This window comes from Endozoicomonas sp., from assembly GCF_031844845.1.
Classification (GTDB): Bacteria; Pseudomonadota; Gammaproteobacteria; order Pseudomonadales; family Endozoicomonadaceae; genus Endozoicomonas.
In genome coordinates this window covers 1-13,343 of record NZ_JAVRMB020000128.1, presented here as the reverse complement: position 1 = coordinate 13,343, position 13,343 = coordinate 1, and the positions used below count along the sequence as shown (strand labels likewise).

Below are 13,343 nucleotides of genomic sequence, written 5' to 3'. Positions count from 1 at the left end.
ATGACTGACCCGAGCCAGGGGCAACCCGAATCAGATATGACCAATTTCATGGAAGTGTTTAATAACCGGGCTCATCAGGTAGCTGATCAGTGAGACCCTGCCACGCTCAATGGTACCGTACAGCGTCATGCCATATTTCAATGGAAACTGCTCATCCCTGTATTTCAGAAATGCCCGGTCTGGCACCACTTCAACCCGGTAAAACAGATCATGGCCAGACTCTTCAAGACGATCAACACTGATGCGGCTGATGGTACCGTCGAGATAACCGAAAATTGTATGATCGTAAGCATCCAGTCGCAGTCTCACATCGGTATCGACCTTAATCATCCCAATATCACTGGCAGAGACATTCAGAGTGATTTTGTAGGGTTTCGGCGTATCTTCAATAATCTCGGCAAAGGTATCGCCCTGGTTGATAAACTTACCTTCCTGAGAATAGTGAACCTGGCGAACCACTCCGGAAACCGGAGAACGAATATAAGAGCGCTCAATATAATACTCATATAAACGAATACTGTTGCTCACTTCCCGAAGCTGCTCTTCATATCGTTCAATTTCAAAAACAATACGTTCTTCAAATTCTTTTTTAACTTTCAGCAGGTCTTTACGGGAACGAAGTACTTTATGTGTCGAATCCATGGTCTGCATGGAACCGGCAGCTTTCTTTTCTACCAGTGCAGTAATGGCCTGATTCTTCTGACTGTCGATAGCCACCAGCGCCTGCAGGTTTTTCAGGCTGTCATGGTAGTTATTGCTGATCAGGACAAAACGGGACACCTGCGTTTCCAGCTGCGTGCTATCCGCCATTCTATCCAGCTGCTGCTCTTCAAGGAGTGCATTGAGAATGTCGAGTTTCTTCTCCAGGCGCTGCTGCTTTTCAGTGAAAATATCCAGGTTGATCTTCTGCTCTTCATTATCCAACTCAACCAATACATCACCCTGCTCAATGAAATCGCCTTCAGTGACATAAATACGCTGAATCACACCATCATCGGAAAAATCGGCATGGGCAGGCGCCGAATAGGAAGACACTTCTCCATCGGCACGGGTAAAGACTTCAACCTCAACAAATGTGCTGATCAGCACCAGGGTTAAAAAGAGGAAACCACTGACTATGAGTCCTTTCTTTGCATCCATACTGATTTACTTCCTGATAAATACTAAGAATAATCACCCCTCCCGTTCTTTTCCTTCCCAGGGAGCATACAAAAGTCTCATTTTTTATCTTTTTTTGAGATAAAAAATAAATATAAAATAGCTAAATATAAAATAAATCCAGAAAAAGCTGATATCTCAGCAACTTAACTACTTTATTGAATTCTTCTTTTCTTATAATTGTTCACTGGATGAGCCCCCGGGTGCATAGAAAAGGTGTTGCCACTCACGAAGCATGACGGCAGACAAAGTAAACACGAATAATGGCATCAACCATCAATCAGTACTTCATCTCGCTTAACCAGCAGCACAAGCTGACCGCCATAACAGATGCCACCCGGCCAGGGAGCCAGTATCTCAATGGTGTCCGGGCGATGAAAATGAGCTGACTTGGTTTCCGGGTGCGGATAATAGATCCAGCCAGCAACCATCTGCTGCCCAGTCTTGAGAAAACAGTGGGAAAAAGAGAACGTCTCACATCCTCCAGGTCAGGATAACCCGGGTAATGTCAGTTCAGGTGAGATCAGTTGAAAGGTATGTGGAGCAATGGAAATATTGAGAGTGCCATCAAAACAATCAGAAAGATCAAGCCCCACCTCAAGGAAGCAGGGTTTCTGCAACCGGATAGAACCACCGGGGAACGGACAATTGCTGGTCTGACCAGAAGACCACTCTTCCGGTAAGGAACACCAGACCTTGATAGCCCATCACAACCCTGACATAAGCCAATATGAGATAAAATTATGGCTGTCAGACCAGGGTTGGCAAACGGACTTTCGACAATAGCCTCAGAAATAAACGACCAGAAATCTTTCCAGCACCAGTGCATGATTTCAATAGGATTGACATATCATAAAGCAGTGGTACCGATCTTCAGGCATGATACTGATTTTTTGTCTGCATTATACCTGTCAAGTACCACATCCAGCTTTCCTCTGAAGAACAGCAGAGCCTGAAACAAATCGTTCACACCGATAAAGTTGCGTCCGGTAAACGAACTCGTCATGTGCTCCTGGTCATTAAATTATGCTCTTTGCACCAATGTTCAATTGCTGTATTAACAGACTCGATTTCAAAGGCATACCATTGCTCCAGGCTGCCAGTACGCTCAAGGAACAGCTTGAATTTAGAGTATGCGCCCTTGCGGCGAAAGAACTCATAAACAGAGTCAAGATCACTCGGCAATTGCTGAGCAGTAAACGCTAAAGCGAGAGAACGCCCTAAGTCCAAATCCTGTTTAGAAGGCACTGATAGGTAGCGTTCATTTTCATACACATCAATGGGCAAATCTTCGTCAACACAATCCCCCGAATAATATATTGTCCCGGTTTTACGATCCAAAAATGCTTCCGATTCAAGTGAAGGACAACTCGAAACAAATTCAACAGCCAATTGTAGATCATCAATGCTTACTTCCATGATTACCCCCTTTGAGCACATAACGCCTGCATGGCCGGCTGCTGAAGGCAGTCCGAGCCGATGTGTTTGTTAGCCACCCATACTGACAATCTGTCTGGACTGGCCACTAATTGGATATTACTTCTGAAAAGGGTCTGGATCACAAACAACCATTCCACTGCCTTTATTTCCTTATTATGCTTCTCCTCGCCTTTGACCACCTACGTAAATCAAGTTTTTTGAAAGGCGGATTTTCAAATTTTTGGCAACTACCGGTTCAACAGTTCTGCATTCGCTGGGTATTTCTCAAGTAACTCAACAAGCTTCCTGGCGCCTTCTACAGGTTTAAGATGGGTCAGTGCCCGCCGCAAAACCCTTACCCTTTCGATATCTTTCGAATTTAGAAAAAGCTCCTCACTCCGCGTGCTACTTTTAGCAATACCCAGCGAGGGGAAAGTCTGCTGATTCGAAGAACGGTTCCAACCCTTTATATTTGAATGATTTAATCATGCAATCGACTGCAGCGTGCTGCGCAACACCATCAATCTTGAGACAGTCTGACGCCTGCATGTGGGGCGCCGAAGGCGGCGGCTGCATGCACTTATCACCTGCCTGCTGGTTGATGAAACTCGATAATATTGGCATCGGGATCTCTTATAAAGAAGAATTGAGCACCCTCAAATTCTACTCGCTCAGTAATCGTAATGCCCAATTCTTGAATTTGCCGTAATGCTGACTGGATATCGGATATTTCCAATGCTACATGTGTATAGCCTGGATACTTCACTGATTCTTCCATCAGAATATTCTTCCTTGGAGCTTCTTCTGATGTGTTAAGGATGAGATTAATGTTCACCCCAGATGGATGCTCTATGATAGCAACGGGTTCAGGACCAACTGGACCTACAAGGAATATGAATCCGAGTTTTTCGTAGAATTTTCGAGAAATGTCTAAATCTCGAACCCTTAAACCAACGTGATTTATTCTTTGTATTTCTTTCATTATTCGTAATCCAATTGATGTGAGGCAGGTAACGTCAGCATAGCCAGCTGCCGGAGGCAGTCCGAGCTGATGGCCGTGACGCCGTTATTAACTTCGATTGGCCACGGGACTTGAAGCCATACCAAAGCCTGAGATTAACTGAGACCAGGCTTAATGCAAGCAACCAACCTGGCTTATGCAGAAGGCTGACTCACGGCACGAAACCATTATCGTAGGAAGATTGGGGGCAAGTCTTTCATTTTGCATAAGTGCAAGATTCAAGACCCGACCCCGGTTTTCCAAGATTCAAGACCCGACCCCGGTTTTCCTGGGACTAATGCCAAGGCTTTTTTGCCAGGAAAATGGTATGTCGACTGCCTTTACCAGGCCTCGCTCTCACTGTACGTACTTGAACTGAGAATCCAGCTTTTTTTAGTTGAATAGTGAACATGGAATCTGCACCGGCAGACCACACTGCCAACATCCCTTCAGGGCGTAAGCTCTTATATAAGGCATCTAAACCACTCGTGGAATACAGCCAATTATTATTACTATGGGTAATACCTTCCGGACCATTATCGACATCCAGTAAAATGGCATCAAAATCTGGCTGCTGTATTTTTATTAACTCGGCGATATCACCCAACCGTACTTGGCAGCGACTATCTGCCAATGGCTTGCCTGCACATTCACCTAGCGGGCCCTGGTTCCATTCCACTACCTCTGGAATAAGCTCTGCGACAGTGACCCGTGAGTTTGCAGTAACACTCTCTAGTGCTGACGCCAAGGTATAGCCCATACCCAAACCACCAACTAACACTTCTGCATTGTCTTTATTTTTAATATGAGCACAGCCGAGTTTGGCCAATTCCTGTTCGGAATTATAAACCCGACTATTCATTAACTCCCCGCGCACGCCGGAAAGCCGAATAGAAAATTCATCTTCGCGGCGAAACAAAGTCAACTCACCGCCATTGTTGGGAATAATCGCTATCGCGAGTTTGTTTAATTGTTTCATATTAATTCGCCGTGGTTATAGTGGGAAGACGAAGATTGGGGTCAAGTCTTTCATTTTGCATAAGTGCAAGATTCAAGACCCGCCCTCGGTTTTCGCGCAGTCCGCTGGAAATTCTTGTTATGCCCTGTGTCTTAATTATCGTAATTCTTGAAACACTTCTGGACATTGTTCTGCAATTCTTAGCAATGCTTTTGCTGGGCCTTGTGGATTTCGGCGACCTTGTTCCCAGTCTTGTATGGTTCTTATGCTGACCCCCATAAAACCTGCAAACGCCGACTGCGATAATTTTAATTTCTTCCTGATTTCTTTAGCTGGAGACGGTTCTGAAAGGATAGAGGCTTTAAGCTTTCCTTCACCGGACTTAAACGATTTAATTTCCTCAATACCATCAAAAATTTCTTGACCTATATCACGCTCACTCATTTTTGATAGCCTCCGAAATTTTCTTTAGAATTTGACCAGAAATAGTGGCTTGCTCTGATTTGCTGTAAATTGTGAGCATCCAGATTTCGTGATCACTCTTCTTTCAGTGGTAAATTACTCGAACACCGCCGATTTTATCTTTCCCTTCTGGAGTCCAGCGTACTTTTCGGACACCCCCGCTACCACGAACAATATCACCAGAATCAGGTTTTTCCTGTAGGTGCCACTGCAAGATACTGAATTCAGAATCAGACAAATAATCTGATATAAGCTTGGTAAATTTACTTGTTTCAATGAAAATCATTGATCACAATGTATACGGCGTTGCCGTATCTTGTCAAGTACTCATATCTTATTAATCAGGCTGACAATTTCTATTTGGGCTAACGACTGGACAAGGAGAATAAGACACCCATAAACTGGACTTTCCAAATGTAGACTCATTTTTTTAAGCCTGATTGATTAAACTGCATTCCGTTACTGCGTAGTGCTGGTTCAGCCTGCGCCAACCAGAATCCTGTCCGTTAGTTTTTCATCCAAAAGCTGGATTCACCCTCAATAGTATTGTCTGCATCACTTGGACTCAGGGATGGTTAATACTGATGATGATTGAGTTGTCAGTTTTTATAGCCAATCAGGTTTTATTGGGTTTTAAGATTATGGCTGTCCTATTTCTTGTCCTATTTCTTCGTGAATATCTTTGCGATAGAAGTCTGTGCCTATGCAATCATGTCCAATCATTACCATGCTGTGTTGCACATCAACACACCCGCCGCGAAGCAGTGGTGTGACAGGGAGGTGCTCAAACGCTGGGCACAATTATTTAATGGGCCAATGCTGGTTCAGCGTTATCTTGCCGGTGAGAAACTGGATGATGCGGAACAACTGAGAGTTGATGAATATGCTCTGGTGTTCCGGGAACGATTACAGGACATCATCTGGTTTATGCGCTGTCTTAACGAGCATCTGGCCCGCGAAGCCAATCAGGAAGATGGCTGCAAAGGCCGATTCTGGGAAGACCGTTTCAAAAGCCAGGCCCTGCTGGATGAAGCAGCTATTCTCACCTGCATGGCTTATGTGGACCCTAATCCCATAAGAACAAAGATGGCCGATACACCGAAAACCTCTGCCTACACTTCCATTCAACAACGAATAACGCACCTGGATAACAATCTGACCAATAAAAAAACCGGCCTGCTGCTCAAACCCCTGCAATGCCCTGGACAAAACCCCGATGAGTCCATTCCGTTCAGCCGACAATACTACTTTGAATTAGTGGACTGGAGCGGAAGAATACTCAAAGCCGGCAAACGAGGAGCCATACCCGCTGATACGCCTCCCATTCTGACCCGACTGGGTATAGATGAAGAAGAGTGGCTAAAAACCATAGACTGGAATAATCGTTTCAGACGTGCGGTTGGTAAATTGGCCGCCATGAAAGCCTTCGCTGAAAAGCAGGACGGCAGTGGTTTCAGGGTACTCTTGCTTGTCGTCGGTTATACTCATCGGCACCATTGTAAAACTGATTTCTCTTAGCCTGATTGATTAAACCGCACTCCGTTGCCATGTAGTGCTGGTTCAACTGCGCCAACCAGAATCCTGTCTGTTAGTTTTTATCCAAAAACTGGATTTACCCCCAAAGTAATATCTGAATCACTTGGATTCAGAGATGTTTAATACTGAGGATGATTGATTTGTTAGTTTTTATAGCAAATAAATTATTATTGGATTTTAAAATTATGGCTGTCCTACTTCTCCCTACTTCTCCCTACTTCTCCTCTTGTTTTTTATACAAGAATTGACGGGCGTTCAGGTGAAGGGCAGGATAACAAACCGTCTAACAGGAAGCAGATTTTATACAAAGGCCGGCTTTGGCTTATAGGAACCCACGCCTATTTCTATTGTTTCTGCTTTTCTTTCCTTTGTCTCTAAAGCTAGTTCTTTCGTCCTTTCATCACGGCAGATCCTCATAAGAACATCATCTGCCGTATCCTGGCCTCCCTCTTGTGATGGGGGTACAGCCAGATAGTTTTTATTGCTGGGTACGCATTTTTGGAAAATAACGACTACGACCATCACAACGACCAACATAACCAATAATACAATAGTTGCTATTATTTTTTCCTGTGCGGACGTTTCACTACTGGTGTCGGCTACCATATTCCCCACACTGCCTGTAGCATTCGCCATTACATTTCCCATGCCTGTTGTAGCATTGGTCATCATATTTTCCATGGTGGTTGTAGCATTGGTCGTCATATTTTCCACGGTGACTTTAGCATGGGTTAAGTCGCCAGCTCCCGGGGCAGAATAAAAACCCTCACCATCTGTGAGCCCATGATCCGAAATACTCTTTGTAGTTGACTGTCCCATTGCCCCACTGAGAAACGTTACTATTCCCATAGCAACACAGGCAAACCGCTCATAAGCAAACAGCGGACGGCTATACTGTCGGGAAGCAGGTTGTCCATGATCTGAAACTTTACCTTTATCTGCATTCTCTTTTTTAACCGAAAGCCCAAATGCTACCGGCGGACCAGATCTACGACAATTCTGATTATCATCCACCTCAGAGCGATAGACTGAATGTATTCCCTGCATACCCTGCATACCCTGCATACCCTGCATACCCTGCATAGTCCAGACCTCGAATAATTGGATTAATTTAAATAGCAGTAATGGCTTTATCACCAGATTGATCAGAAATTTCACATGCATTTAAAATTACACGAAGACTAGTAAATATAAATTAAATTACAAACACCATGACTAATCATTCGGTAAACTCCCGACTATGCAGGGGTACTCTCACAGGCTTGGCCGAGGCTACGGCAGGCTCTTTTGGAGAATTTTCTCAACCGCCTATTGTGGTGTTTCAGACAGGATATTGATAATCGATATACGCTCGTTGTGGCGCGCACCGGAGGGCACAGTAGAAACCGTGCCCAGGCCAGAAAAAATCAGAAGGTATCACCAGGCACCCTGACCCAGCCTTCCATCAATACTCTGGCACTGCGGCTCATCATCGCTTTTTTCACCGACCACTGACCATCATTCAGTACGGCTTCAGCACCGACTTTCAAAGTGCCCGACGGGTGACCAAAACGCACCGCATTTCGCTCGCCACCGCCGGCGGCCAGATTGACCAGGGTTCCGGGAATAGCCGCAGCGGTACCGATGGCTACAGCAGCAGTCCCCATCATAGCGTGATGGAGCTTACCCATGGACAGGGCGCGAACCAGCAGATCCACCTCGTTTTCAGAGACCTCTTTACCACTGGAAGAAAGGTAACTCTCAGGCTTTGAGACAAACGCCACTTTTGGGGTGTGTTGTCGGGTAGCGGACTCTTCGATGTTACTGATCAACCCCATACGAACAGCACCATGGGCTCGAATAGTTTCAAACATTGCCAGGGCTTGCTCATCACTATTAATGGCTTCCTGCAACTCGGTTCCCTGGTAGCCAATATCTTTTGCATTGACGAAAATGGTGGGGATACCGGCATTAATCAGGGTGGCCTTCAGTGTGCCAACGCCCGGTACTTCAAGATCATCTACCAAATGGCCCGTTGGGAACATGGTGCCTTCACCATCGGCTGGATCCAGAAATTCAACCTGAACTTCAGCCGCAGGAAAAGTCACACCATCAAGATCAAAGTCGCCCGTTTCCTGAACCGCACCCTCCGTCATGGGGATATGAGCTATGATGGTTTTCTTGATATTGGCCTGCCAGATTCTGATGGTCGCGATGCCATTTTCCGGAACCCGTTCCCCATCAACCAAACCACTGGTAATGGCAAAAGCACCAACGGCCGCAGTGAGATTACCGCAGTTACCGCTCCAATCCACAAAGGGCTTATCAATAGACACCTGTCCAAACAGGTAATCCACATCGTGATCTGGCTGACTGGTTTTTGAAAGAATCACTGTTTTGCTGGTACTGGACGTCGCGCCCCCCATACCGTCAATCTGCTTACTGTATGGATCAGGACTGCCAATCACTCTCAGCAACAGCGCATCCCGGACTTCGCCGGGAACCTGCGCAGCTGCCGGAAGATCGGTCAGCTTGAAAAAGACCCCTTTGCTGGTACCACCACGCATATAGGTGGCAGGAATTTTTATTTGAGGTGAATGAGCCAAGATAAACAGCTCCTTAGTGGGGATTCTTATGTAGGTCGGTTCCCCGTTCAGGGGAGCCGACTCGTGACCCAACCGCCATGCACCAAACAAGTTTTGGCGTTAACGGATGGTTTAATGGTCGGCTCCCCCCGACGGGGAACCGACCTACGGATTAAATCAGGCAGGTGCCTCTGACTCAAGGAAGTCTTTGGCAAAGCGCTGGAGTACACCACCGGCGGAATAGACAGACACTTCTTCTGCGGTATCCAGACGACAGGTTACTGGCACCTCAACGGTTTCACCATTTCTCCGATGAATCAGCAGCGCCAGCGTTGCTCCCGGTGTAGGCTCACCTGCCACATCGTAGGTTTCGGTACCATCAATACCGAGTGTTTTACGGGTTGTGCCTGGGTTGAATTCCAGAGGCAATACGCCCATTCCCACCAGATTAGTCCGGTGAATACGCTCAAAGCCTTCCGCAACAATCGCCTCAACGCCGGCCAGACGAACCCCTTTGGCCGCCCAGTCACGGGATGAGCCCTGACCATAATCAGCGCCAGCCACAATGATTAATGGCTGCTTACGCTCCATATAGGTCTCAATGGCTTCCCACATCCGGGTTTCTTTGCCTTCCGGTTCAACCCGTGCCAGAGACCCCTGCTTAACCTCACCATTGGCATCCAGGCACATTTCATTAAGGAGTTTTGGATTGGCAAACGTCGCTCTCTGGGCGGTGAGGTGATCACCCCGGTGGGTTGCATAGGAGTTAAAATCTTCCTCAGGCAGACCCATTTTCGCCAGATACTCACCGGCAGCGCTGCTGGCCATAATGGCGTTGGAGGGTGACAGATGGTCAGTGGTGATGTTATCGCCCAGAACGGCAAGCGGTCGCATGCCTTTCATTGTCCTTTCACCCGCCAGGGCACCTTCCCAATAAGGAGGGCGACGGATATAGGTACTCATTGGCTGCCAGTCGTACAATGGGCTCTCTGCTTCTTCTGCCTTACCCAGATCAAACATTGGGATGTACACCTGATGGAACTGCTCAGGCTTCACGGACCTGGCGACAATCGCATCAATCTCTTCATCGCTGGGCCAGATATCTTTCAGGGTAATGGCGTTACCACTTTTGTCGGTACCCAGTACATCTTTTTCAATATCAAAGCGCATGGTACCGGCAATGGCATAAGCGACCACCAGGGGTGGTGACGCCAGGAAGGCCTGTCTGGCATAAGGATGGATACGACCATCAAAGTTACGGTTTCCAGACAGTACCGCCGTCGTATAGAGATCACGGTCAATCACTTCCTTCTGGATCTCCGGGTCCAGTGCTCCACTCATGCCATTACAGGTGGTACAGGCGTATCCAACGATACCAAAACCCAGTTTTTCCATCTCTGAAAGAAGACCTGCATCTTCAAGATAGAGTTTGGCCACTTTGGAACCGGGAGCAAACGACGATTTCACCCAGGGCTTGCGAATCAATCCCAGCTCATTGGCCTTGCGGGCAACGAGACCCGCCGCCACAACATTGCGCGGATTACTGGTATTGGTACAGCTGGTGATAGCGGCAATGATGATGGCGCCATCGGGCATCAGGCCCTCCTGTTCCTCCCACTCTTTTTTCCAGGGGCCGGCTATACCACGACTTTCCAGCTCAGCGGTTGGCAGACGACGATGAGGGTTAGAAGGCCCGGCCATATTGCGGCAGACCGTTGAAAGATCAAACGTCAGCACCCGCTCATATTCAGCAGCTTCCAGATCATCTGCCCAGAGTCCGGTGGTTTTCGCATAGTGTTCTACCAGGGCCACTTGCTCAGGCTCACGTCCGGTTAGCTTGAGATAATCAATGGTCTGTTGGTCGATATAGAACATTCCGGCAGAAGCACCAAATTCCGGTGTCATGTTGGAGATGGTTGCCCGGTCACCGATGGTCAGATTGGCTGCGCCTGCGCCAAAAAACTCAAGAAAAGCAGAGACTACCCGCTCATTCCTTAGAAACTCGGTTATTGCCAGTACAATATCTGTGGCGGTAATGCCCGGCTGACGCTGACCGACCAATTCAACACCGATGATGTCAGGCAGTCGCATCATGGAAGGACGGCCCAGCATCACCGTTTCGGCTTCCAGACCACCCACACCAATGGCGATAACACCCAGCGCATCAATGTGAGGGGTATGGCTGTCAGTACCGACACAGGTATCCGGATAAGCAATACCATCACGAGCCTGGATAACCGGAGACATTTTCTCCAGATTAATCTGGTGCATGATGCCATTACCGGCAGGAATCACGTCCACATTTTCAAAAGCGGCCTTGGTCCACTCAATAAAGTGGAAACGATCTTCGTTACGACGGTCTTCAATGGCCCGGTTTTTATCAAAAGCGTCCGGGTCGAAACCACCGTGTTCTACGGCGAGGGAGTGATCAACAATTAACTGAGTAGGAACCACAGGGTTAACTTTTGATGGGTCTCCCCCCTGATCTGCAATGGCATCTCTCAGGCCTGCAAGGTCGACCAGGGCGGTCTGCCCAAGAATGTCATGACAGACAACACGGGCCGGGTACCAGGGAAAGTCCAGGTCCCGCTTGCGCTCGATAATCTGCTTCAGTGAATCAGTTAGTGTTGCCGGGTCACAGCGACGAACCAGCTGCTCAGCCAACACTCTGGAAGTATAAGGTAAGGTTTTCCAGGCGCCCGGTTGAATCGCTTCCACGGCTTCACGGGTGTCAAAATAGTCGAGCTGGGTACCGGGTAAGGGCTTACGAAAATCAGTGTTCATACGTCGAACGTCCACCGGGCAAATTATTTGAGGTGCAGGCAACTCTGTGACTGCTTTATTATCCTGAGGCTTTGATTTGAACCACAAAGGCACAAAGGTTAACCCTCGTTCCCACGCTCCGCGTGGGAATGCAGAGCCAACCACCGCAGATGCCTGCGATTCACGGAGAACGCTCCCACGCAGGACCCGCAGGGCCTAAAAGCGTGGGAGCGAGGAAGCTTTGTCTTTCCTCTGAGTCCTCCGTGCCTCTGTGGTAGAAAACCGTCCCTATGGTCGATCTTCAATAGCAACCCACTCAGACGTTTCCGGACCGGTATAGTCTGCAGATGGCCGAATAATCCGGTTATTGGAACGCTGCTCCATGACATGAGCAGTCCAGCCGGCAACACGAGAGCAAACGAAGATAGGCGTAAACAGCTTGGTAGGAATACCCATAAAGTTATAAGCAGAGGCATGGAAGAAATCCGCATTACAGAATAACTTCTTCTCACGCCACATCACCGCTTCTACACGTTCAGAAACCGCATACAGGCACTCATCACCGACCTGCTCAGACAGCTTCTGCGACCACTCTTTAATAATGGCATTGCGCGGGTCTGACTCACGGTAAACCGCATGACCAAAGCCCATGATTTTGTCTTTTCGTGCCAGCATGCCCATGATTTTATCTTCAGCTTCATCCACAGAACGCCAGTTCTCAATCATTGCCATTGCCGCTTCATTAGCGCCACCATGCAGTGGACCACGGAGAGAACCGATGGCAGCCGTCACACAACTGTGAATATCAGACAGGGTGGAAGCACACACACGACCCGTAAATGTTGAAGCATTGAATTCATGCTCCGCGTAAAGCACAAGAGAAGCGTGCATTACCTGAACATGCAGTGGCTCGGGCTTTTTGTTGTGCAGTGTCCAGAGAAACTGTTCAGCAATAGAATCAGCGTCAGTATTCACATCCACACGCACACCATTGTGGCTGAAGTTATACCAGTAGTTGATCATGCCCGGAAAAATCGCCAGCAAACGGTCGATATGATCGTTCTGCTCAGAGAAATCCTGTTCGGTTTCCAGGTTACCCAGCATGGAGCAACCCGTACGCATGACATCCATAGGATGGGCATTGGCAGGAATCTGTTCCAATACCGTTTTCAATGCATCCGGAAGCGAACGGAGGCCTTTCAGCCTGGTTTTGTAAGCGCCCAGTTCAGCTTGATTGGGCAGTTTTCCGTAAAGCAGGAGGTAAGCGACTTCTTCGAATTGTGCTTTGTCCGCCAGTTCTTTGATGTCATAGCCACGGTAAGTCAGACCGGAACCGGTTTGACCAACCGTACACAGTGCGGTTTCACCCGCTGACTGGCCACGCAGACCAGCACCACTTAATTTCTTTTCTGTCCCAGAGTTCGTCGACATAGTACTTCTCCGTTTTTTTATTTCAGTGTCAGGCACCGAGTCAGCTACCTTT

Annotated in this window: 12 protein-coding genes; 1 reads left to right on the top strand and 11 read right to left on the bottom strand. The window is 47.7% G+C overall.

Translation table 11 applies throughout. From position 1 onward, the window contains the following. Window positions 1-30: 30 nt before the first annotated feature. The 7 genes from RM811_RS06220 to RM811_RS06190 form a co-directional block, all read right to left on the bottom strand. Window positions 31-1,140, bottom strand: a complete 1,110-nt coding sequence (locus tag RM811_RS06220; protein WP_402521915.1) for an HlyD family efflux transporter periplasmic adaptor subunit — start codon at window positions 1,138-1,140, stop codon at window positions 31-33. Window positions 1,141-1,427: 287 nt separating this feature from the next. Beyond that, window positions 1,428-1,589, bottom strand: a complete 162-nt coding sequence (locus RM811_RS06215) for a hypothetical protein (protein ID WP_402521912.1) — start codon at window positions 1,587-1,589, stop codon at window positions 1,428-1,430. 419 nt (window positions 1,590-2,008) lie between these two features. Next, a complete protein-coding gene (locus RM811_RS06210) occupies window positions 2,009-2,164 on the bottom strand; it encodes a hypothetical protein (RefSeq protein WP_402521909.1) in 156 nt (51 codons plus the stop codon). Continuing rightward, window positions 2,161-2,577 carry a hypothetical protein gene (locus tag RM811_RS06205; protein WP_402521906.1) on the bottom strand — a complete coding sequence of 139 codons (417 nt, stop codon included), beginning with the start codon at window positions 2,575-2,577 and terminating at the stop codon, window positions 2,161-2,163. Before RM811_RS06205 ends, RM811_RS06210 begins: the two co-directional genes overlap by 4 nt. A 583-nt stretch (window positions 2,578-3,160) precedes the next feature. Next, the gene (locus tag RM811_RS06200; protein WP_402521903.1) at window positions 3,161-3,559 is read right to left on the bottom strand and encodes a VOC family protein; all 399 of its coding nucleotides are present in this window, start codon (window positions 3,557-3,559) and stop codon (window positions 3,161-3,163) included. 313 nt (window positions 3,560-3,872) lie between these two features. Further along, on the bottom strand, window positions 3,873-4,556 hold the full coding sequence (locus RM811_RS06195; protein ID WP_402521900.1) for a hypothetical protein: 684 nt from the start codon (window positions 4,554-4,556) through the stop codon (window positions 3,873-3,875). A 135-nt stretch (window positions 4,557-4,691) separates the two neighbouring features. After that, on the bottom strand, window positions 4,692-4,979 hold the full coding sequence (locus RM811_RS06190) for a helix-turn-helix domain-containing protein (RefSeq protein WP_402521898.1): 288 nt from the start codon (window positions 4,977-4,979) through the stop codon (window positions 4,692-4,694). Between the two features lie 675 nt (window positions 4,980-5,654). On the opposite strand from RM811_RS06190, the gene RM811_RS06185 reads away from it, so the two are divergent. Continuing rightward, window positions 5,655-6,515 carry an alpha-amylase family glycosyl hydrolase gene (locus RM811_RS06185; protein ID WP_402521896.1) on the top strand — a complete coding sequence of 287 codons (861 nt, stop codon included), beginning with the start codon at window positions 5,655-5,657 and terminating at the stop codon, window positions 6,513-6,515. Window positions 6,516-6,833: 318 nt separating this feature from the next. Here RM811_RS06185 and RM811_RS06180 read toward each other — a convergent pair whose 3' ends face one another. The 4 genes from RM811_RS06180 to prpC form a co-directional block, all read right to left on the bottom strand. After that, window positions 6,834-7,697: a hypothetical protein gene (locus RM811_RS06180; RefSeq protein ID WP_402521894.1), complete on the bottom strand. Its 864-nt coding sequence runs from the start codon at window positions 7,695-7,697 to the stop codon at window positions 6,834-6,836. Between the two features lie 242 nt (window positions 7,698-7,939). Next, window positions 7,940-9,118 carry a 2-methylaconitate cis-trans isomerase PrpF gene (prpF, locus tag RM811_RS06175; protein ID WP_402521892.1) on the bottom strand — a complete coding sequence of 393 codons (1,179 nt, stop codon included), beginning with the start codon at window positions 9,116-9,118 and terminating at the stop codon, window positions 7,940-7,942. 156 nt (window positions 9,119-9,274) lie between these two features. Continuing rightward, the gene (gene acnD, locus RM811_RS06170) at window positions 9,275-11,881 is read right to left on the bottom strand and encodes a Fe/S-dependent 2-methylisocitrate dehydratase AcnD (protein ID WP_402521890.1); all 2,607 of its coding nucleotides are present in this window, start codon (window positions 11,879-11,881) and stop codon (window positions 9,275-9,277) included. A 267-nt stretch (window positions 11,882-12,148) separates the two neighbouring features. Next, window positions 12,149-13,291, bottom strand: a complete 1,143-nt coding sequence (gene prpC, locus RM811_RS06165) for a 2-methylcitrate synthase (RefSeq protein ID WP_402522031.1) — start codon at window positions 13,289-13,291, stop codon at window positions 12,149-12,151. Window positions 13,292-13,343: the final 52 nt, after the last annotated feature.